General features: G+C 71.0%; 17 protein-coding genes and 1 pseudogene. 7 read left to right on the forward strand and 11 right to left on the reverse strand.

Translation table 11 applies throughout. From position 1 onward, the window contains the following. Positions 1 to 10: 10 nt before the first annotated feature. The 4 genes from ACF062_RS24970 to ACF062_RS24985 form a co-directional block, all read right to left on the reverse strand. Positions 11 to 1,867 carry a helix-turn-helix domain-containing protein gene (locus ACF062_RS24970; RefSeq protein ID WP_392142010.1) on the reverse strand — a complete coding sequence of 619 codons (1,857 nt, stop codon included), beginning with the start codon at positions 1,865 to 1,867 and terminating at the stop codon, positions 11 to 13. An 80-nt stretch (positions 1,868 to 1,947) separates the two neighbouring features. Further along, positions 1,948 to 3,348, reverse strand: coding sequence for an MFS transporter (locus ACF062_RS24975; RefSeq protein WP_392141369.1), 1,401 nt, complete (start codon positions 3,346 to 3,348; stop codon positions 1,948 to 1,950). Between the two features lie 117 nt (positions 3,349 to 3,465). Next, positions 3,466 to 4,278 carry a 3-hydroxybutyrate dehydrogenase gene (locus tag ACF062_RS24980; protein ID WP_392141370.1) on the reverse strand — a complete coding sequence of 271 codons (813 nt, stop codon included), beginning with the start codon at positions 4,276 to 4,278 and terminating at the stop codon, positions 3,466 to 3,468. A 106-nt stretch (positions 4,279 to 4,384) separates the two neighbouring features. After that, entirely contained in the window at positions 4,385 to 5,776 is a 1,392-nt protein-coding gene (locus ACF062_RS24985; protein ID WP_392141372.1) for a 3-hydroxybutyrate oligomer hydrolase family protein, read from the reverse strand. 459 nt (positions 5,777 to 6,235) lie between these two features. Here ACF062_RS24985 and ACF062_RS24990 point away from each other — a divergent pair, with 459 nt between their 5' ends. From ACF062_RS24990 to ACF062_RS25000, 3 genes are all read left to right on the forward strand, one after another. Continuing rightward, entirely contained in the window at positions 6,236 to 7,018 is a 783-nt protein-coding gene (locus tag ACF062_RS24990) for a CoA transferase subunit A (RefSeq protein WP_392141374.1), read from the forward strand. 1 nt (position 7,019) lies between these two features. Then, on the forward strand, positions 7,020 to 7,679 hold the full coding sequence (locus ACF062_RS24995; protein WP_392141375.1) for a 3-oxoacid CoA-transferase subunit B: 660 nt from the start codon (positions 7,020 to 7,022) through the stop codon (positions 7,677 to 7,679). A gap of 188 nt (positions 7,680 to 7,867) precedes the next feature. Continuing rightward, positions 7,868 to 9,187, forward strand: a complete 1,320-nt coding sequence (locus ACF062_RS25000) for an alpha/beta hydrolase family esterase (RefSeq protein WP_392141377.1) — start codon at positions 7,868 to 7,870, stop codon at positions 9,185 to 9,187. 13 nt (positions 9,188 to 9,200) lie between these two features. On the opposite strand, the gene ACF062_RS25005 is transcribed toward ACF062_RS25000, so the two are convergent. Genes ACF062_RS25005 through ACF062_RS25015 form a run of 3 tightly spaced genes read right to left on the reverse strand, consistent with a single transcriptional unit; the run spans position 9,201 to position 13,720 of the window. Beyond that, complete coding sequence (locus tag ACF062_RS25005; protein WP_392141379.1) at positions 9,201 to 10,661, reverse strand: APC family permease; 1,461 nt, start codon at positions 10,659 to 10,661, stop codon at positions 9,201 to 9,203. Continuing rightward, positions 10,658 to 12,226, reverse strand: a complete 1,569-nt coding sequence (locus ACF062_RS25010) for a GMC family oxidoreductase (RefSeq protein WP_392141381.1) — start codon at positions 12,224 to 12,226, stop codon at positions 10,658 to 10,660. The genes ACF062_RS25005 and ACF062_RS25010 overlap by 4 nt, the downstream gene beginning before the upstream one ends. A gap of 27 nt (positions 12,227 to 12,253) precedes the next feature. Then, positions 12,254 to 13,720 carry an aldehyde dehydrogenase family protein gene (locus tag ACF062_RS25015; RefSeq protein ID WP_392141382.1) on the reverse strand — a complete coding sequence of 489 codons (1,467 nt, stop codon included), beginning with the start codon at positions 13,718 to 13,720 and terminating at the stop codon, positions 12,254 to 12,256. A 323-nt stretch (positions 13,721 to 14,043) separates the two neighbouring features. On the opposite strand from ACF062_RS25015, the gene ACF062_RS25020 reads away from it, so the two are divergent. Then, positions 14,044 to 14,286 (forward strand): DUF6480 family protein, encoded by a 243-nt coding sequence (locus ACF062_RS25020; protein ID WP_356572825.1) that lies wholly within the window; start codon positions 14,044 to 14,046, stop codon positions 14,284 to 14,286. Between the two features lie 81 nt (positions 14,287 to 14,367). Here the strand turns inward: ACF062_RS25020 and ACF062_RS25025 are convergent, their stop codons facing one another. Continuing rightward, positions 14,368 to 15,240 carry an esterase/lipase family protein gene (locus ACF062_RS25025; RefSeq protein ID WP_392141384.1) on the reverse strand — a complete coding sequence of 291 codons (873 nt, stop codon included), beginning with the start codon at positions 15,238 to 15,240 and terminating at the stop codon, positions 14,368 to 14,370. Between the two features lie 507 nt (positions 15,241 to 15,747). Between ACF062_RS25025 and ctaD the strand changes: the two genes are divergently transcribed. Both ctaD and ACF062_RS25035 read left to right on the forward strand, forming a co-directional pair. Next, entirely contained in the window at positions 15,748 to 17,382 is a 1,635-nt protein-coding gene (ctaD, locus tag ACF062_RS25030; protein WP_392142012.1) for a cytochrome c oxidase subunit I, read from the forward strand. Between the two features lie 66 nt (positions 17,383 to 17,448). Further along, the gene (locus ACF062_RS25035) at positions 17,449 to 18,138 is read left to right on the forward strand and encodes a PepSY domain-containing protein (protein WP_392141386.1); all 690 of its coding nucleotides are present in this window, start codon (positions 17,449 to 17,451) and stop codon (positions 18,136 to 18,138) included. Between the two features lie 138 nt (positions 18,139 to 18,276). On the opposite strand, the gene ACF062_RS25040 is transcribed toward ACF062_RS25035, so the two are convergent. The 3 genes and pseudogenes from ACF062_RS25040 to ACF062_RS25050 form a co-directional block, all read right to left on the reverse strand. Beyond that, the gene (locus ACF062_RS25040) at positions 18,277 to 18,894 is read right to left on the reverse strand and encodes a hypothetical protein (RefSeq protein WP_392141388.1); all 618 of its coding nucleotides are present in this window, start codon (positions 18,892 to 18,894) and stop codon (positions 18,277 to 18,279) included. Between the two features lie 136 nt (positions 18,895 to 19,030). After that, positions 19,031 to 19,276 (reverse strand): annotated as a pseudogene (locus ACF062_RS25045) (MMPL family transporter); the annotation flags it as partial. Between the two features lie 160 nt (positions 19,277 to 19,436). Continuing rightward, positions 19,437 to 20,480 carry a sulfotransferase gene (locus ACF062_RS25050; protein WP_392141390.1) on the reverse strand — a complete coding sequence of 348 codons (1,044 nt, stop codon included), beginning with the start codon at positions 20,478 to 20,480 and terminating at the stop codon, positions 19,437 to 19,439. A gap of 151 nt (positions 20,481 to 20,631) precedes the next feature. On the opposite strand from ACF062_RS25050, the gene ACF062_RS25055 reads away from it, so the two are divergent. Then, a complete protein-coding gene (locus tag ACF062_RS25055; protein ID WP_392141392.1) occupies positions 20,632 to 21,327 on the forward strand; it encodes a HEAT repeat domain-containing protein in 696 nt (231 codons plus the stop codon). Positions 21,328 to 21,329 lie beyond the last annotated feature (2 nt).

Genomic DNA, 21,329 nt, shown 5'->3' on the forward strand with positions numbered 1-21,329 from the left:
CCGGGCACCGTCAGTGGCCGTGGCTGCTCAGGCGGTGCAGCCGCAGGGCGAGTTGCAGTTCGAGGGCCCTGGTGGGGCTGTTCCAGTCGGGGCCCAGAAGCTGTGCCACCCGGTCCAGCCGCTGCACCACGGTGTTGACGTGCACGTGGAGGGCGTCCTTGGCCTTCGACAGGCTTGCGCCGTAGGTGTAGTAGGTGTCGAGGGTATGGGCCAGCTCGGTGCCGCGCTGCCGGTCGTAGGCGAGCACGGGGCCGAGGAAACGCTCCACGAAGCCGTTGAGGTCCGACCGGTCGCCGAGCAGGACGCCGAGGAAACCCAGCCCGGCGATGTCGGCGCCGTCCCCGGTGCGGCCGAGTGCGTGCAGGGCGTCGAGACAGCGTCGGGCTTCGGCGTACGTGCCCGGGAGCTGCCCCGGCCCGGTGGACGGCCCGGCGGATCCCACGGTGACCGGCGCCCCGGCCGCCTGCCCGAGGTCCCTGGCCAGCTCCGCGGCGAGCGCGCCGGGCTCCGACGACGGTACGAGGAGGACGACGTGACCGTCACGGACTCCCGCGAGCCCGCCCAGCGAGCGGGCCCGGCGCACGGCTTCCGCGAACAGCTGGGCACGCGGTTCGGTGTCGGCGTCCAGGGCGAGCACGGCGTAGGGCCGGGAGAGATTGAGGCCGAGCTTGCGGGCGCGGATGGTGAGGCTTCCGGTGTCGTGGCGGCCGTCGTGCCGGTCGAAGGTGAGCAGATCGTCGAGGAGCTCCCCGCGGACGCGGTCCTCCGCCTCGGCGACGGTACGGCGCAGCAGCAACAGCAGAGCGGCGACCAGGGCGGCGCGTTCGAACAGGCGCCGGTCGGCGTCGGCCAGGTCCGCGCGTCCGGTCAGGACGATGCTGCCGAGGAGTTCGGAGCCGGCCAGTACGGCGCATACCCAGGTGCCGTCCACCGGGACGGCGTGGCCACCGGCGCGGGAGGCGGCGACGCCCTGGGGTGACGGGGCGAGGGGGCCGGTGCCTGCCCGGGCCATTTCGGTGCCGTCCGAGTCGTGGAGGGCGAGGCCGCCGCCGAGCAGGGCGGCGATCTCGCGCACCAGGTCGTCGACGCTCCCGCCGCGCAGCACCAGGTCGGTGAGGCGGTCGTGGGCGTCGGCGGCACGCCGGAGGGCCGTGCTGTGGGCACGGGCGGTCTCGTTGGCCGTGTTGAGTTCCACGAGGGCGGAACGGGTCTCCTCCAGCAGGCGGGCGCTGTCGATGGCGACCGCCGCGTGGTCGGCGAGCGAGGTGAGCAGCGCGATGGCGTCCGGGGGGAAGTCCCGCGTGGTGCGGTCCGCGGCGAAGAGCACGCCGATGACGCGTTTCCCGACACGGAGAGGGACCCCGAGGATGCCGCGCAGTCCCTCCTCCCAGACCGCTTCGTCGATGGGGCGCGTGTGGGTGAAGCGGGAGTCCGTGCGGTAGTCGGCGCTGGCGTACGGGCGGGCGGTCTGGGCGACAAGGCCGCCGAGGCCCTCGCCCATGCCGAGCCGCAGTTGCTGGAAGCGGGCGGAGACGGAGCCGTCGGTGACCCGCATGAAGGTGTCCTTGGCGACGGGGTCGTTGAGGGACAGATAGGCGATGTCGGTGCCGAGCAGTGTCCTGGCCCGGTGGACGATGGCGCGCAGGACCGCGTCCAGGTCACGCAGTGCGGCGAGGTCGCTCGCGGTGTCGAAGAGCGCGGCCAGTTCGGCCTCCCGTCTGCGGTGCTGGTCGAGGGTCCGCCGGATCTCAAGCGCGGCTCGGGTGGCTTCCTCCAGGAGGGACCGCTCCGCGGGCGAGAGGTGCTCGGTGGACGCGTCGGCCGACGGGCGGGTGAACTGCTCGGCGGGCGCTCCGGAGGCCAGCATGGTCAGCAGCCGCCCGAGGGCCGCGATCGTGCCGTGTGCCGCTGCGCGGTGCGTCGGGTCGTTCACGGCGGCGTCTCGGCTCACACGGTGTCCCTGCCGACGGCCGCCGGCTCTGGCCCGCGCGCCTGGTCGGAGGAGCCGGCCGCCAGGGTGGCGGTGAGGTCCCGGCCGCGGGTCTCCCTGGCGAGGGCGACCGTCACCGTGGTGACGAGCGCGGCAAGGCACAAGTACAGGGCGACGGGGGTGGCGGAGTCGTACTCCTTGAGGAGTTCGACGGCGATGATCGGGGCCAGCGCGCCGGCGATGATCGAGGCGAGCTGGGAGCCCATCGACGCGCCGGAGTACCGGACCCTGGTGTCGAACATCTCCGAGATGAAGGCGGCCTGCGGGCCGTACATGGCGCCGTGCAGCAGCAGGCCGACCGTCACCGCGAGGGTGATCACGGCGAATGACTTGGAGTCGAGCAGGGCGAAGAAGGCGAAGGCCCACAGCGCCATGCCGACCGAGCCGATCAGGGTGACCGGCCTGCGGCCGACGCGATCGGAGAGCGCGCCCCACAGGGGGATGGTGACGAAGTGGACCGCAGAGGCGATCAGTACGGCGTTCAGCGCGGTGCTCTTGGGCAGTTCGAGGTGGTTGGTGACGTAGACGAGGAGGAAGGCGGTGAGGACGTAGTAGGAGATGTTCTCGCCGAACCGGGTGCCGATGGCGGTGAGGACCTCCCTCCAGCTGCGGCGGAACACCTCGATCACCGGGGCCTCCTCCTTGACGCCGCGGGCGGCGTCGGCTTTGGTCTTGGCCTGGGCGGCGAGGAAGACGGGGGACTCGGAGACGGAGACGCGGATCCACAGGCCGAGCAGCACCAGGACGCCGGAGAGCAGGAACGGCACGCGCCAGCCCCATGACATGAACGCCTCCTCCGACTGCACGGCGGCGAGCAGGGCGAGGACACCGGTGGCCAGGAGGTTGCCGCCCGGGGCTCCGGCCTGCGGCCACGACGCCCAGAAGCCACGCTGCTTGTCGCCGCCGTGCTCGGAGACGATGAGTACCGCGCCGCCCCATTCGCCGCCCAGCGCGAAGCCCTGGACGAGGCGCAGCACGGTGAGCAGGATCGGCGCGCCCACGCCGAGCGTTTCGTATGTGGGCAGCAGACCCATGGCGAAGGTGGCGCCGCCCATCATGAGCAGGCTGATGACGAGCAGCTTCTTGCGGCCGACCTTGTCGCCGAAGTGCCCGAAGACCACACCGCCCAGCGGCCTGGCGGCGAAGCCGATCGCGTATGTGATGAAGGCGATCAGGGTGCCCACGAGCGGGTCGGCGGTCGGGAAGAAGAGGGTGTTGAACACCAGTGCGGCGGCGGACCCGTAGAGGAAGAAGTCGTACCACTCGATGGTGGTGCCGATGAGGCTCGCGCTGACGATGCGGGCGATCCCGGTGGAGCGGCCGGAAGCGGCTGGAGCGGTGGCCGGTGTCTCGGACATGTGTCACCAGTTTCGTGTGCGGGGACGGGAGTTTCGTGTGCGGGGACGGGAGCGCTGGGCGAGGAACGGACGTGCGGGGAGGGGTGTGCGGGGCGAGGGAAGAGGAGCGCCCGGGGCTCAGTTCGCTCCCCAGCCGCCGTCCAGGGGCAGGGAGGCGCCGGTGATGTAGCTGGTGTGCGGTCCGCACAGCCACAGCGCGGCGGCGGCGACCTCTTCGGCCTCCAGGAGCCGCTTGACCGGGGCGCGTGAGAGCAGGACGTCGGAGAGGACGTCGCCGGCGCTGATGCCGTGGGCCGCGGCCTGGTCATGGATCTGGCTCTCCACCAGAGGGGTGTGGACATAGCCGGGGTTCACGCAGTTGCTGGTGACACCGTGCGGGGCGCCCTCGATGGCGGTGACCTTGCTCAGACCCTCCAGGGCGTGCTTGGCCGTGACGTAGGCGGATTTGTAGGCGCTGGCACGCAGTCCGTGGACGCTGGAGATGTTGATGACCCGGCCCCATCCGCCGGCGTACATGTGTGGCAGCACGCGGCGGATCAGCAGGAAGGGGGCGGTGACCATCACCTGCTGCATGAGGGCGAAGCGCTCCGGCGGGAATTCGGGGAGCGGAGCGACGTGCTGGAGTCCGGCGTTGTTGACGAGGAGGTCGATGTCCTCGGGCAGGGTGTCGATCACGGCGGGATCGGCCAGGTCGGCGATGTGCGCCTTTCCTCCGATGGCGTCGGCGACCGCAGTGGCCTTCTCGGCGTCCACGTCGACCACATGGACATCGGCGCCGGCCGCCGCGAGGGCGGTGGCGCACGCCAGCCCGATGCCGCTGCCACCGCCGGTCACCAGTGCGGCGCGGCCCGACAGGTCCACGCCGCGCGCGGCCGAGTGGGGCGAGGCGGCCGGCCTCGGCGGCTGCGGGAAGGTGAATTCGCTGGTCATGGCCGGAAACAGTAGGGACACCGCGTCGGCTCGCCTATGGGGGCGACCACCACAATGAGCTGCCCGAAGATGGCGGACTCCGCTACACACGGCGGCCCTTGGCGCGTCAGCGGCCGAGCGGACAGGTGGTCAGGAGCGTGGCCGCGTCGGCCGCGGGCGGACGCGGCACGGTGCGGCCGGCCGGCGGCACGTGGGAGCGGGCCAGCCACCCCTCCAGGGCGGTGAAGGCCGAGCGGTGGCAGGGGACGAGCGGCCTCAGCCGGTCGGGGAAGGCGTCCACCAGGGAGTCGGTGTGGGTGCCGTCCTCGACGCGGTAGTAGCGGTGCAGCGCGCCACGGCCCGCCCGGCGCACCATCCTGGCGTACACGTCGGAGCTCCGGCCGATGGGGAGCAGTACGTCCAGGGTGCCGTGAATGGTGATCATGGGCTTGCCGATGCGGCCGGTCAGGGCGATCCGCCCGACGGCACGGTGGACTTCCGCGGGCCGTGAGGCGTAGTCGTAGTCCGCGTCGCAGGCCGGGCTGCCGGGGGTGCAGTACGGGGTGCCCGCCTCCGTCGGGCCGTCGAAGCCGGGATCCAGTTCCTCGCGGTGGACGCGCTGCGTGAGATCCCAGTACGCCTTGTGGTGGTAGGGCCACAGGAACTCCGACCCGGCCGGGTAACCGGCGGCGCGCATCGCCCGGCCCGCCCGCTCGGCGCCGGGTCCGCCGGCCGCGTACACCGGGTAGTGGCGCAGCGCCGGGGGCAGGAACGTGAACAGATTCGGCCCGTCGGCGCGCCACAAGGTGCCTTCCCAGTCGACGCCGCCGTCGTACAGCTCGGGATGGTTCTCCAGCTGCCAGCGCACCAGGTAGCCGCCGTTGGACATGCCGGTCGCCAGGGTCCGGGCGGGCGGGCGGTGGTAGCGCTGGGCGACCACGGCGCGGGCGGCGCGGGTGAGTTGGGTGAGGCGTGAGTTCCACTCGGCGATGGCGTCACCCGGCCGGTCGCCGTCGCGGTGGAAGGCGGGCCCGGTGTTTCCCTTGTCGGTGGCGGCGTAGGCGTAGCCACGGGAGAGAACCCAGTCGGAGATGGCCCGGTCGTTGGCGTACTGCTCACGGTTGCCGGGGGTGCCCGCCACGACCAGGCCGCCGTTCCAGCGGTCGGGCAGGCGGATGACGAACTGGGAGTCGTGGTTCCAGCCGTGGTTGGTGTTGGTGGCGGAGGTGTCGGGGAAGTAGCCGTCGATCTGGATTCCGGGCGCGCCGACGGGGGTGGCGAGGGACTTCGGGGTCAGTCCCGCCCAGTCGGCGGGGTCGGTGTGGCCGGATTCCACCGTCCCCGCCGTGGTGAGCTCCGCCAGGCAGGCAGCCCGCTGGTGCGCGGCTCCAGGGACGACGATGCGCTGCCGCCCGGCGCACGCGGTGGTGGTCGTGGCCGCCGACGGCGGCACGGCGAGGCACAGAACGGCCAGGGACAGCAGCGTGGCCGAAGCGGCCCGCCGACAGGGACGTGACATGGTGACGAGGTGCGAGAGCATGCAGGACCTCTGGTTCCGAAGGCAGTGACGGGCGGAGAGTAGGCGGCCGCGACAGGCTTCCGACATGGTCGCGTCCACCACGGTCGCGGCGGTCGGAACGGGTTCCGGCCCCATGCGGAGCGGCGGGACGAACGCTGACCTCCCGGCCCGGACAGGCCCTGTATCGACTCACTTCGAGCGCCCCGCCATATGGCCTGAAGACAGCCGGACCGGCGCCGAACGGCCCGCCGCCTCCCAGGGCCCCCCGAGGCGGAGCGACGACAACGCCCATCCAGGCGCCCCTCGATGTGTGGGTCACGTCCATGGTCAGGGTCTGGGCGCCTTCCTAGGGTCGACGCCAGTTGGCCGAGCGGACACCGGCCGCGGCGGCGGTCCAAGGCGGTCGAGCCGAGCCGTCGGCGAGCAAGGCGGCCGGTGTCCCCGATGGAGAGGGACCGAATGGGTCTGGACAAGACGGTCGCGGACGCGGCCGAGGCGGTGGCGGACATCCCTGACGGGGCGTCACTCGCCGTCGGCGGCTTCGGGCTGTGCGGCATACCGAGCGCGCTGATCGAGGCCCTGCTGCACCGGACGACCTCAAGGCTCGCGGTCGTCTCCAACAACTGCGGTGCGGATGACTGGGGGCTGGGACTGCTGCTGCGCGCGGGCCGGATCGCCAGGATGACCAGCTCGTACGTGGGAGAGAACAAGGAGTTCGCCCGGCAGTACCTCAGCGGTGAGCTGGAGGTGGAGCTGGTGCCGCAGGGCACTCTCGCCGAGCGGCTGCGCGCGGGAGGGGCCGGAATCCCCGCCTTCTACACCCCGGCGGGGGCCGGCACCCAGGTCGGCGAGGGCGGCCTGCCCTGGCGGTACGGGGCGGACGGGAGCGTCCTGGTCGCCTCACCGCGCAAGGAGGCCCGTGTCTTCGGCGGGCGCGAGTACCTGCTGGAGCACGGCATCACCACCGACTTCGCGCTGGTGCGCGCCACCATCGGTGACCGGCACGGCAACCTGGTCTTCCGTTCCTCGGCCCGCAACTTCAATCCACTGGCGGCGATGGCCGGCCGGATCACCGTCGCGGAGGTCGAGCACCTGGCCGAACCCGGGGAACTCGACCCCGACGAGGTCCACCTGCCCGGCGTGTTCGTCCAGCGCGTGGTCCGTGTCCGCCCCGGCGACCCCGCGGCCGAGCGGCGCGTCGAACGCCGCACGGTCCGGACCGCGCGGGAAGGCGGTGTCTGACATGGCCCTCACCCGCGAGCGGATGGCCGCCCGGGCGGCCAGGGAACTGGTCGACGGTACGTACGTCAATCTCGGCATGGGCCTGCCCACCCTGATCCCCAACCACCTGCCGCCCGGCGTCGAGGTGGTGCTCCAGTCGGAGAACGGCATCCTCGGCGTGGGGCCCTACCCGGATGAGGACGAGATCGACGCCGACCTGATCAACGCGGGCAAGGAAACCGTCACCGTGCTGCCGGGCGCCTCGTTCTTCGACTCGGCGCTGTCCTTCGGCATGATCCGCGGCGGCCACATCGATACCGCGGTCCTCGGCGCCATGCAGGTATCGGCCACCGGCGACCTCGCCAACTGGATGATCCCGGGCAAGATGGTCAAAGGCATGGGCGGCGCCATGGACCTCGTCCACGGTGCACGCCGGGTCATCGTCCTCATGGACCACACGGCCAGGGACGGCAGCCCCAAGCTGGTGCCGGAGTGCACCCTGCCGCTCACCGGACGGGGGATGGTCCAGCGCGTCATCACCGACCTCGCCGTCCTCGACGTCACACCCGCGGGATTCCGGCTCGCCGAGCTCGCGCCCGGCGTGACGGTCCCGGACGTCCGTGCGGCCACGGCGGCCCCACTGACCGTGCCCGACCGCCTCGCTTCGTGGCCGTCCGGCTGAGCCGATAGCACCTGCCGGGCCGGTGACACAACCCCTCGGGAGTCCACCGGGAGTTGCCCCGACTGTGGTGATCGCTGCCATGTCGCGCGCACCTGACCGCCGCCTACGGTTCCGGACACCGGGCCGCTTCCGGCCCCCACACGCCGGAAGCGGCCCGGGACCCCCCGCAGGCCACCCGAGGAGTCGCCATGCCGTCACATCTCACCGGTCCCACCGGACCCGCGGCAGAACCCGGAAGCGGGCTCGCCCGCCGAGCCGCTCGCCGCGCCGCCGACCCGTCGCGGTCCGAGGCCCGGCGCCGACCGGCCGCCGTACTCACCACGGGAGTCGCCGCGGGCATGGCCGTTCTCCTGCTCGCCGCGCTGTCCGTCGTCGCCATGTCCCGCCCGGCGCGCGCGGCCGCGACACCTCAAGAGGTGACGGGATTCGGCTCCAACCCGGGCAATCTGCGCATGTTCCGCTACACGCCCCCGGGACTGCCCGGCGGACGCCCCGTCGTCGTGGCCATGCACGGCTGCACCCAGAACGCCGCGGGCTACGCGGCGGGCACCGGCTGGATGCGGCTGGCCGACACGTACGAGTTCTCCGTCGTCTTCCCGCAGCAGCAGACGGCGAACAACATGAACGCGTGCTTCAACTGGTTCGAAGCGGGTGACACCCGGCGGGACTCCGGAGAAGCGCTGTCGGTCAAGCAGATGGTCGACCGCACGAAACGGGACAACGGCTCGACTAGCGCCTACGTCAGCGGCCTCTCCGCCGGGGGCGGGATGACCTCCGCCATGCTGGCGGCCTATCCCGACGTCTTCTCGGGCGGGGGCGTGATCGCCGGGCTGCCCTACGGCTGCGCCGACTCGGTGTCCTCCGCCTTCACCTGCATGAGCCCCGGCGTCGGCAAGAGTCCCGACGAGTGGGGGGCCAAGGTCAGGGCGGCCTTCCCGGCGTACTCCGGGCCGCGCCCGAAGGTCTCGATCTGGCACGGCACCACGGACTCGACCGTGAGACCGATGAACGGCACCGAGCTCATGGAGCAGTTCACCGACGCCAACGGCACCGATCAGACACCGGACACCACGGACACGGTCGGCGGCTACCCCCACCGCGTCTACGGCGGCACCGTGGAGACCTACCAGATCACCGGCATGGGGCACGGCCAGCCCGTCGACCCCGGCACGGGTCCCGCCCAGTGCGGTACCGCGGCCGCCTACATCCTGGACGTGAACATCTGCTCCGCGTACCACCTCGTCCGCTTCTGGGGCATCGACGACAACGCCTCACCTCAGCCGACCCCGGTCCCATCCGGCACGAACACGCCGACGCCGACGCCCACCAGCACGCCCCCGCCCTATTCCGACGCCGTCACCGGCACCGCGACCGACCACTACGTGGCCCGGCGCGTCTCCGTGGAGGAGTACAACAAGCTGGGCGCCGCCCACGGTTACACCACCCCCTTCCCCCTCTACCGGTGCGAAGCGGGATGGACCGACAAGGCCGACTGCTCGCCGGTCTGACCCGCGGATACGCCTAGTCGGGGATCGCGTTCGCCGAGGGGGCGTCGCTGCGTCCGTAGTGGTGCGTGGTGAACATGTACAGGAGCCCCACGGCCACCACGACACCGCCGCCGAGCAGCACGATCCAGTTGTCGTACCAGGGAGCCTGCGGAGTACGGGGCCACGCGATGGTGACGATGGCGAAGATCCCGTAGACCAGCGCCCCGATGTTGACGATCAGACCCCACCGGCCGAGCCGGTACTCGCCGCTCGGCTTCCACCCCTTGACGCGGGCTCGCAGCGCGGCAAGGACCACCATCTGGAAGGCGGCGTAGATGCCGAGGATCGCGAAGGACACGATCTTGGTCAGGGCGTCCGTCGAGATCAGCGAGCCGACGGCGATCAGCGCCGGGATCACCGCGGCGACCAGCAGCGCGTACTCCGGCACCGCACGGGTCGGCGAGAACTTCCGCAGGAAGCGGTGACCGATGATCATCTCGTCGCGTGCGTACGAGTAGATCAGCCTCCCGGCTGCCGCCTGGAGGCTGATCGTGCAGGACAGGAAGGAGATGAGTACGACGGCCATCACGATCCGCGCGCCGGCCTCGCCGAGGGCGTCGAAGAGGATCCTGACGGCCGGGTCGGGGTCCCTCCCCGAGATCACCGCCTGGTAGTCGACGACGGCGAGGAGCAGTGTCAGGCAGGTGAACGTCGCCGCCGCCCCGCCCACGTAGATCGTGCGGCGCATCGCCTTGGGGATCACCTTGCCGGGGTTCTTCACCTCCTCGGCGACGTCACCACAGGCCTCGAAACCGTAGTACTGGTAGAAGCCGATGATCGCCGCGCCGAGGAAGACCGGCAGGTAGGAGCCGTCACCACCGGCGCCGTAGTCGTCGAAGAGCACGCCGAGGCCGTGGAAGCGGTGCGTGACCAAGAGGATGACGCCGACGACGATGGCGCCGATCAGCTCCGCGCCGAAGCCGATCAGCGCCGCCCACGAAAGCGACTTCGTACCGGCGTAGTTGATGAGTACGGCGACGAGGATCAGCCCGATCGTGCACAGCACGGTGGTGTGCACGGTGGCGTCGAAGCCGAGCAGGATGGCGATGTAGGGCCCGGCGCCGTACGCGACACTGGTGATCGTGATGAGCAGCGCCCACATGTAGACCCACCCGGTCATCCAGGCCCAGCGCTTGCCCCACAGCCGCCGCGCCCACGGGTAGACCCCGCCGGCGACCGGGTACTGCGCGACGACCTCGCCGAAGACCAGCGCGACGAGGAACTGCCCGCAGCCCGCCATGACGAAGGCCCAGATCATCGGCGGGCCGCCGTCGGCGAGCGCCGTGCCGAAGAGCGTGTACGTGCTGACCACGGGGGAGAGGTAGGTGAATCCGAGGGCGAAGTTCGCCCACGGCCCCATGTCCTTGCGGAACTCCGACTTCTCTTCCCCGTGGTCGGTGCCCGCGGCACCGCCCGGCGTCGCGGGAACGGTCATCGGCCGTACCCTTCCGTACCCAACGGCTGCGGGGCCGGCCGGGCGCTGATGAGATCCGCCGCGCGCTCGGCGGCGAGCAGCACGGTGACCATGGGGTTGATGGTCGGCATGGTGGGGAAGATGGACGCGTCCACGATGCGCAGCCCGTCGTGCCCGCGCAGCCGCAGCTGTGGATCGACCACCGCCATCGGGTCGTCCTCCGCGCCCATCCGGCAGGTCCCCGCCGGGTGGTAGACGGTGTGCGCGGCGCGGCGCCCGTACTCGGACAGGTCCGCGTCCGACCGCACCTCAGGGCCCGGCGCCACCTCCCGCAGCAGCCAGTCGCTGAGCGGCTCGGCGGCGGCGACCTCGCGGGCGATCCGCAGGCCGTCGACGATCGTCCGTTCGTCGTGCCCGTCCGGATCGGTGAAGTAGCGGAAGTCCAGGGCCGGTTTGTCGGCCGGGTCCGCACTGCGCAGCCACATGCGGCCGACCGAATGGGCACGCGGCACGTTCGGGGTCATGCAGACGCCGTGCTCGGGCACGGGATAGCCGAGCCGCTCAGTATTGACCGTGAACGGCACCTGGTAGAAGTGGAACATCAGGTCGGGACGCGGGCCGCCCGCGGGGTCGCGCCGCAGGAAGAGCCCGGCGTCGGAGTCCATGGCCGAGTTGGGCGGCAGCGGACCACGGGTCTCCCACACCATCACCGACTCGGGGTGGTCGAGGAGGTTCTCGCCGACCCCGGGCAGGTCCGCGCCCACCTCGATGCCCAGGTCGCGCAGCTGGTCGGCCGGTCCGATGCCGGAGAGCATGAGCAGCCGAGGCGTGTCGATCGCCCCGGCACACAGCAGCACCTCCGCCTCGGCCTCCAGCGTCGACAGGGAGCCGTCGGGGTTGCGTACCTGGACGCGGGTGAAACGGCCTTCGCTGTCGCGCAACAGGCGGTACGCCCAGGTCTCCAGACGCAGCGTCAGGTTCGGGCGGTCCATCACGGGGTGCAGGTAGGCGACCGACGCGGAGGAACGCGTGTTGGTCTGCGGATCGTAGGCGAGGGAGAAGAAGCCGGTGCCGTCGGTGAAGGGCCGGGCGTTGAAGTCGTCGATGACCGGGACACCGAGGCGGGTGGACGCCGCCGTGACGAAGTCCTGGGCGATCGCGTTGCGGTCGGCGGCGCCGACGGGCACGATCGTGTTCTGCAACCGCGACCGGTACGGCAGGATCGTCTCCGGCCCCCAGCCCTCGCAGCCGCGCTCCACCCACTCGTCGAGGTCCTGCGGGAACGGCAGGAAGCTGATCAGCGTGTTGTGCGAGGAGCAGCCGCCCAGTACGCGGGCCCGGGAGTGCAGGATGTGCGAATTGCCGCGCGGCTGCTCCTCGGTGGTGTAGCCGTAGTCGAACTCGGAGCCGAGCAGATTGATCCAGTTGCGCAGCTTCAGGATGCGCTCGTCGCCGACGTCGCTCGGCCCGCCCTCCACCACGCACACACGGCAGGCCGGGTCCTCGCTCAGCCGAGCGGCCAGCACGGAGCCCGCCGTGCCGCCGCCGATGATGAGGTAGTCGTAGGTCGTCGTCTCGTCGTCCATGCCGTCGCCTTCCCTCGCCCTGCCCGCTCAGCCCTTGAACCAGCCGGAGACGCCCGGCCGCAGGTTCTGGTAGATGTGCTTGGCCTCCTGGTACTCGCGCAGACCGGTGGGCCCGAGCTCCCTGCCGAAACCGGAGCGGCCGAAACCGCCCCACTCGGCCTGGGGCACGTAGGGGTGGAAGTCGTTGATCCAGACCGTGCCGTGCCGCAGCAGCCCCGCCACCCGCTGGGCGCGGCTCGCGTCGTTCGTCCAGACGCCGCCGGCGAGACCGTAACGGGTGTCGTTGGCCAGCTCCACGGCCTCCTCCTCGGTCCGGAAACGCTCCACGGTGACGACCGGGCCGAAGACCTCCTCCTGCACGATCCGCATGGAACGGTCGCAGTCCGCGTAGATGGTGGGCAGCAGGAAGAACCCGCGGGACAGCTCGGCGTCGTCCGGGCGGCGGCCGCCGCAGACCAGCCGGGCGCCCTCGGAGCGGGCGATGTCCAGGTAGCCCTCGACCTTCTCGCGGTGCTGTGCCGAGCTGAGCGGTCCGCTCTCGGTCGCCGGGTCGAGGCCGCTGCCGAGCCGGATGGCCTGCGCGCGCTCGGCAAGGCGCTCCACGAACCGGTCGTGCAGGCCGTCCTCGACGATGAGCCGGGAGCCGGCCGAGCACACCTGCCCCGAGTGCAGGAACGACGCCTCCAACGCGTGGTCGACCGCGGCCTCGAAGTCGCAGTCGGCGAAGACCACGTTGGGGTTCTTGCCGCCCAGTTCGAGCGCGAGGTTCTTCACGCCCGGCGCGCACGCCTCCATGATGTGGCGTCCGGTGGCCAGGCCGCCGGTGAAGGAGACCAGGTCCACGTCGGGGTGGGCCGACATGGCCGCGCCGACGGTGGCGCCCGGGCCGAGCACGAGGTTCGCCACGCCCGCCGGGGCTCCCGCCTCGGCGATCAGACGCATCATGTGGATCGTGGAGAGCGGTGTCGTCTCGCTTGGCTTGAGCACGAAGGTGTTGCCCGCGGCCAGCGCCGGGGCGACCTTCCACGAGGCCTGCAACAGCGGGTAGTTCCACGGCGCGATGAGAGCGCACACCCCGATGGGGTGGTAGGTGACGCGGCTGAGCACGTCGGGCCCGACGTCCACGACCCGGCCGCCGTCCTTGTCGGCGATCTCCGCGAAGTAGCGGAACGCGTTCGAGACGTCCTCCACGTCGATCCGCGCCTCGGCGAGCGTCTTGCCGGTGTCGAGGGTCTCGACACGGGCGATCTCCTCCTGGTCGCGCAGGAGGAACCGCGCCACCCTGAGCAGTACGTCAGCCCGCTCCCGGGTGGGCGACGAAGACCACTCGCCGCGGTCGAAGGCCCGCCGGGCGGCCCGTACGGCGAGGTCGACGTCGGTCTCGTCCGCGTCGTCGACGTCCTGGATGACGGACGCGTCGAACGGGTTGACCACGTCCCGCCGCGCGCCCCCGGTGGCACTGGTCCACTTCCCGTCGATGAACAGTTCCGGCATCGCGGTCTCCCTCGCTCTCGTACCCGTCCGGCGCCGACACGACTACCGCACGGCACACAGGCACCAACATCGTCCGCCCGGCCCGCACCGGCCATGCGGACGCACCGGCCAGGGGCGGGTTGGGCGCAGATGTGACCTGGTTGGGCTAGGTAGTCCCGGGCGGCTTGCGGACCGTGCCGGGCTCCGCATGTCGTCTCCGGTGCTGCCCTCGCGCGTCCGGGAGACGGGGCCGACTGGCCCGTCCGGGGTGCAACCAACCGCTCCGTGTGCGCCGTCCGGGCGTCGCTCCAGCTCAAGGGGGAGCACGTGGGAACGTGGATCACATGACTTCTTCCCCACACCCGGACCCGGATCCGGATCCGCAGCCGCGCGACACCCCAGGACGTGAGTCCGACGGGAGCTCGCCACCGGGCGAGACCCCACCCGCGGAGGGCGGCATGTCGGGGGCCGGACCCGCCCACGACCCGCCGAAGGGGTGGGCGAAGGGCCCGCTGGCCCTGATCCTCGGCCTCGCGGTGCTGATCGCCGCGTTCTTCCTCGTCTACGCGCTCGTCCTGCTGCTCTGACCGGGCAAAGGGCGCCGCCCCGGTCACTACCGGGACGGCGCCCCCATCACACTCTCCCGCTCGCGCGGCTCCTGGGCCGGTTCACCACCGACTGTGCCAGTACAAGGCGTTCATCGTGACGCGCAGGGGCGCGGCCCCATCCCGCTGCCCTCCCCAGGCCCCACCGTTGTTGGTGTACCGGAGCGGGAACGGGGCCACCCTGCGGATGGTGCGCAGCTGGGTGTGGTCAAGGCCCGCCCGCGCCGAGTAGCGCACCAGGTGCTGCGCCCCGATGTCGGTGGGGGCGCCGTTCCCGGCGCTGACGGAGAAGTCCGCGTTCGAGCTGACGAGGGTCCAGTCCGTTCCGCCTTCCGCCTGGTGGAGCTTCGGCCCGAGCCAGCGCCGGAAGGTTCCGTTCGGGTAGTACATCTCCTGGCATTGCAGGTTGGACAGGCAGAGGGCGCCCAGCCAGGCGGCCTTGTGCGGAGCGCCCAGGGTGACGACGTCTTCCACGTACAGCGTGTCCGGCCAGGTCCGGTCGCCCTTCGCGTATCCGGCCAGCGCCGCACGGATGATGAGCCCGCCCATGGAATGCCCGACGAGGTCGACGGTCTGCCCCTTGGAGGAGTACATGTCGTGGATCTTCCACGCCAGCTCGCGGCCCAGATCCTTCAGGGACGTGTCGACGGTGCCCTTTCCGTCCCGGTCGATACGAACGTCGCACCCGGCATCGTCCTCTTCGTAGAAGCCGACGCGGTGCAACGTCCCCTTCCAGTTCGATCTGTCGAACAGTTTGCCGGCGGAGTCCCACTTGCTGCCGCACGCGTGGCCGGGCGTGTACCCCTTGACGAGGAAGACGGGACGCTGCGTGCTGTCCTCCCGTGGAGGCGCCGTGGCCGCGCCGGCCGTGGTGGTGGCGGTGAGTGCGAGTGTGGTGCTCAGGAGGAGCGCCGCGAAGGACGAGCGGAGTCTCATGCGTCGCACTCCTGTCGGTCGAATGCCGGGATGCCAAGTGCGGGCTCCGCGGCGCGAATTGTGGACGTATGGGCATTTCGCATGAAGGTCCCCCTCGTTCCTTTGCCGACTGGCCTGAGGTACTGCGTGCTGCGTGCTGGTGGTGCCGCGTGTTGAGGTGCTGGGTGCTCACAGATTGCGGATGCGGGTCGGGCGGGGCAACAGCAATCGGCTGTCCCGGACAACCCGGCTCTTGTCCCACTCTTGTCCGACCTGGTCAGCGCCCGTCTCGCGGCGACTCCTCGCGCGCCGCGGTGCGCGACGCGGGTGCGGGAAGCGGGGTGTGTGAGATCTGCCGTGGCGCTCCACAGCGCGTCAGCGTGCCAACGCCGCACACATACGGGAGTTTGGTACCGAATCGCGGCGTTTGCTCTTGATGTAAGGAAACTGATGACTGCTCAAGCGGATCCGGTCACGCTGGTACCGACCGAAGGACGTCGCAGCAGGGGCCGTGTGGTCGTCTCCTGGATGACCACGACCGATCACAAGAAGATCGGTCATCTGTACCTGATCACGTCGTTCGCGTTCTTCCTGATCGCCGGGGCACTGGCCATGGCCATCCGGGCGGAACTGGCCCGCCCCGGGATGCAGTTCCTCTCGGCCGAGCAGTACAACCAGTCGTTCACCATGCACGGCACGATCATGCTGCTGCTCTTCGCCACCCCCACCTTCGCCGGCTTCGCCAACGCGGTCATGCCCCTCCAGATCGGCTCCCCGGACGTCGCCTTCCCCCGCCTGAACATGCTCTCCTACTGGCTGTTCCTCTTCGGCGGGCTGATCGTGCTCGGCAGCTTCCTCACCCCCCAGGGCGCCGCCGACTTCGGCTGGACCGCCTACACGCCCCTCAGCGGCGGCGAGCGCACCCCGTACATCGGCGGCGACCTGTGGATCATGGGCCTGGCACTCTCCGGCTTCGGCACCATCCTCGGTGCGGTCAACTTCACCACCACCATCATCTGCATGCGCGCGCCGGGCATGACCATGTTCCGGATGCCCATCTTCACCTGGAACGTCCTGCTCACCTCGGTCCTGGTGCTGTTCGCCTTCCCCGTCCTGGCGGCGGCGCTGCTCGTCCTGGAGGCCGACCGGCGCTTCGGCGCCCAGGTCTTCAACCCCGAGAACGGCGGGGCCCTCCTGTGGCAGCACCTGTTCTGGTTCTTCGGCCACCCCGAGGTCTACATCCTGGCGCTGCCGTTCTTCGGCGTGATCACCGAGATCCTCCCCGTCTTCTCCCGCAAGCCGATCTTCGGATACATCGGACTGGTCGGCGCCACCATCGCCATCACCGGCCTGTCCGTCACCGTGTGGGCACACCACATGTTCGCCACCGGCGGGGTACTGCTGCCCTTCTTCTCCTTCCTGACCTATCTGATCGCCGTGCCGACCGGGGTGAAGTTCTTCAACTGGATCGGCACCCTGTGGAAGGGCTCGCTGTCCTTCGAGCCGCCGATGCTGTGGGCGGTCGGCTTCCTGGTCACCTTCCTCTTCGGCGGCCTGACCGGCGTCATCCTCGGCTCCCCGCCCCTGGACTGGCACGTCACCGACACCTACTTCGTCGTCGCCCACTTCCACTACGTACTCTTCGGCACGATCGTCTTCGCGATGTTCGGCGGCTTCAGCTTCTGGTGGCCGAAGATGACCGGGACCATGCTCGACATGCGCCTGGAGAAGATCCACTTCTGGACGCTGTTCATCGGCTTCCACACCACTTTCCTCGTCCAGCACTGGCTCGGCGCCGAGGGCATGCCCCGCCGCTACGCCGACTACCTGGACGCCGACGGCTTCACCGCCCTCAACACCGTCTCCTCCATCGGCGCCTTCCTGCTCGGCCTGTCCACCCTGCCCTTCCTCTACAACGTGTGGAAGACCGCCAAGTACGGCGAGCGCGTACAGGTCGACGACCCCTGGGGCTTCGGCCGTTCCCTGGAATGGGCCACGTCCTGCCCCCCGCCCCGGCACAACTTCGTCACGCTGCCCCGCATCCGCTCCGAATCCCCCGCCTTCGACCTGCACCACCCGGACGTCGTCCAGCTCGACCAGAAGGAGAACACCGGCAAGCGCGACATCGTGGACGCCAGCGGTCACGAAGGCGACCGGTCATGATCGCCCCGTCCCTCCTGCGGCGTATCGCTCCAGGCGACAGCCGGGCATATCGCTTAAAGTAACTTTATGATCACAAAAAGGAATGGCTCTGCCTCCGGGCTGAGGCGTCTGCCGGCCTCGCGAGGCACCGGCCTGCTCTGCGCCGCGGCTGCGGCGGCTGCCCTGCTCACGGGCTGTGGCGACGACGGCGATGACGGCGCCGCGAAGACGGGCTCGGCCGAGGCCGCCCCGGTGCCCTCCGCGCCGGCCGCCACCGCGACGGGCAACCTCACCGAGGACCAGTCCGAGCGGAAGGCCCTCATCCCGAAGGCCAAGGTCGGCTACGAGGACGCGCTGCGCACCGCGGTGGCGGCGGTGCCGAAGTCGAAGCCGGTCTCCATCGAACTGAAGGGCCCTGTCGACAAGCCCACTTGGGAGACCGAGGTGGCGACGACCGACGGCGCCGCCCACACGGTGCGCGTCGACGCGGTCACCGGCAAGGCCGACAAGGCGCAGGCCAAGAAGGACGAGGACGCCGACGACAAGCGCGAACTGGCGGACCGCCTGCGCAAAGCCACGGTGACCGCGCAGCAGGCCGCGGAGACCGCCACGGGCAAGACCAAGGGGACCGTCAGCTCCATCGAACTTGAGGACTCCGACGCGGGCGCGCCGAAGTGGTCCGTCGACGTCGTGACGACCGACGACTGGAACAAGACGACGTTCGACATCGACGCGACCAACCGCAAGATCGTCCGGGAACACGTCGACAAGGACTGACGACCGGCCCGCGCACTCGTGTGCGCGGGGCGGCCCTCGGCAACGGACCGGTCGAGTGGGCTTGTGGACGTGGGCGCAGGGCGTTGGACGACATCCGGGTGTCCCGTCCACCCGCGGCCTGCCCCGCGCCCCGCTCCGCTACTCCGCCCCGTGACGCGGGCTTTGGCCGGGCGCGGTTTGCTCTTTCCTCGGTCGGGGCCGGGCGAGGGTCCACGCGCCCAGCGCCACCAACACGGCCGCCCCGGCCGCGTAGACCGGGAGCCACAGGGTCGTGGTGGCGGACAGGCAGTCGGCGACGGCGTCATGGCTCTGGATGTCCTGCGCGTCGGCCAAGGCGGCCCGGTCGCGGTCGGCCAGGTCCGCCAGCGCCGCCTCCGTCCGGATGCTCTCGTAGGTGCCCAGCGCCGGACACCGGTCACGGGTGCCCGGCATCGGGAACAGCCACGGCCAGCGCTGCATCATCGGGGCCAGTGCGATCGCCACGCACAGGCCGACGACCAGGGAATACGCCGCCAGGTTCCGCGGGTACGCGGACCGGAGACCAGGCGTCCACCTCGGCAACCGGTAGAAGGAGAAGATCACCGCGAGAAGCGTCACGCCGATGTACGTGGCGAACCACTGCCAGGAACCTTGCGCGAGGGCGGCCGTGAGCACGGCGGCGAGGCCGATGCCGATGACACCCGCCTGGCCGGGGGCGTCATGGTTCGCCGCGGTGGACGACGGGCTCGGGGCGCTTTGGGGCCTGGGTTGGTCCACGATCTCTCCTGCCTTGTCCGGCCACCAGCATCCGGGCCCGTGGCGCCGCCTGCCCCGCAGCCATGCCGGGCGGCCCGGAAGCCCGGCCCGGTTGGCGGATCGCGGACTCCCGGCGGCTCGTGGCGGCTCCCGGAGGTCAGTCCTCCGTCGAGCCCTTCGCGTACGCAGGCGCGGCCGCCGCGGGCCCAGGCCCTCCTTCGCTGAGGCCGAATCGCGCGTGGAACCTCCGCAGGAAGCCGGGGGCGTATCAGGCCGAGCCGCCCAGCAGGCGCATCGCGGCAGGCAGGAGGATGCCGCGTACGGCGAGGGCGTCGATGAGGATGGCCGGCCCGCTGCCCAGACCGAACAGCTGGAGGAAGCTGATCTCGGCAGTGCCGAAGGCGGCCGACACCCCCGCCCTCTCACCGTCGCTCCGGGCACACCCGGCACAGCTGCCGCCCAGCGGCCTGGAAGACCTGCCGCTTCGAGGACGTCCGCGGTCGGATCCCCGTCGCCGAGCAGGGCACGACGGCAACGGATCCCCATCCGCATACGTGTGAGGCCTAGTGACGTGAGACATGGGCGAGTGAGCGGGTGCCCGGAGCGCAGCTCTTGCGCAGGTCGTCGAGTTCGACGGCCGTCAGCTGCTTCCGGGCGGAACCGCGGCGGCCGGTGTCGAGCAGGGCGCACGCGCTGTCCAGCCACTGCGGGGAAGGCTCGACGCCGACGAACGCGGCGAGACGGGAGAGTTCCTCCCGAGGGGCGTCGAGGAGATCCTCGTAGGCCAGTGTCATGCGCTGGGCGGCGGGCAGGCCGTCGAGGAAGCGCGTGCCCTCGGCGACGAGTTCGGACCACAGGGCGCCGAACCGCCGCAGGGGAAAGGCCCGGTCACGTACGAGAGCGGGATCGAAGCGCTCTTCGAGCAGGGGTGCCAGGTCCGGCGGCAGGGAGCGTACGTGCTCGTCCGTCAGGTCTCCGAAGCTGTCGACGCCCGTCCGTTCCCTGATCTCCCGCATCAGGGTGATCATGCGGTAGCCGGGGTGGCGGCTCATGGACAGCGCGCAGTCCGGTCCGTCGCGGAAGAGGTGCACGAACTTGGCGTACGGGAAGGCGGCCCGCAGCCCCGGCGCCCACCCCGTCGAGTAGCCGGAGCGCTCCACGACGGCGGTCCGCCCGAACCGTGCGCGGAGCAGCTCGAAGAGCGCTTCGTGGTGCTCGGCGGCGGCCCGGCCCGGCCAGTCGAGGACCGCTGCGCGGATCTCGTCGAGCAAGCCGTCGGGGTCGTCGGTGAGGTGGGGCAACACCATGAGGGACAGCGCGGGGATGCCGGTGGTCTCCGCCGTGTACCGGCCCGGGCGGCGTGTGTAGAGGAACTCCGGCATCAGCACGCCGCTGCGGATCATGGCCGCGAAGTACGGGGTGGGCCGGAAGAGGGCGTCCCAGAACTCCGCGCCCGACACCCGGCCCTCGGGGAAGGCCGTGTCACCGACCGACGCCATGTACTCGTTGAGGCTGAGGACGTCGGGGTGAGTGTTGAGGATGCGGGACAGCGCGGTGGAGCCGCTGCGGCCCGTACCGATGACGAAGGTCAGACTGCGCAAGGTCACTCTCCGAGGGCACGGGGCGAGTACTGCGGGGCGGCGTCGCTGCGCAGCTCAGCACATCCGGGCCGAGGGCACCAGATGGCCGCCCGACGGCGGCCCCGCTTGACCTTGACACGGTGACAACGTCTTCACTGCGTCGAAGGAGGTGGTCCCGATGACCCTGCCAAGACCGGACACAGACGAGGTTCGCGCGCGCCAAGGGCGGCTTCAAGACATGCTCCAAGGCTTGGAGGACAGCCGTCCGTCCGTGCGGCTGCGGGCGGCGATGGCGGTCGGCACGAGTCCTGACCCGCGGTTCATCGACAAGCTCGTCGAACGGTGCGCGGTCGAGCCCGAGTTCCAGGTCCGCGAAATGCTCACATGGGCGCTCACCCGCCACCCGGCGTCAGCGACGGTCCCGGTGCTCGTCGGCGAACTCCGTTCGGGGTGCGCGCAGGCCCGGAGCCAGGCCTTGCACACGCTGTCCAAGATCCGGGACCGGCGGGCGTGGCCGGCGATCACCAGGGCCCTGCTGGCCGACGCCGACGACGAGGTGGCGCGGAGCGCCTGGCGGGCGGCGGTCGTGCTCGTACCCGAAGGCGAGGAGCCCGAGCTGGCCGCAGTATTGTCGACACAGCTCGGGCGCGGCGACCGCGAGACGCACCTGAGCCTCAGCCGGGCGCTGGTCGCGCTCGGTGACGTGATCGTGCCGGTTGTGCGCGCCGCGACGACGGATCCCGACCCCCGCGTACGGGCGCACGCGCTCGCCACGGAACGGCTGTCGCGCGACCCGGACGCAGGCTTCGAGTTCGCGATCGAGGAGGCGAAGCGCGTCGTCGCCCTCGGCGGGGCCGACCGGGGAGGGGGATAGGC

Source organism: Streptomyces sp. NPDC015345, assembly GCF_043078805.1.
Taxonomy (GTDB): Bacteria; Actinomycetota; Actinomycetes; order Streptomycetales; family Streptomycetaceae; genus Streptomyces.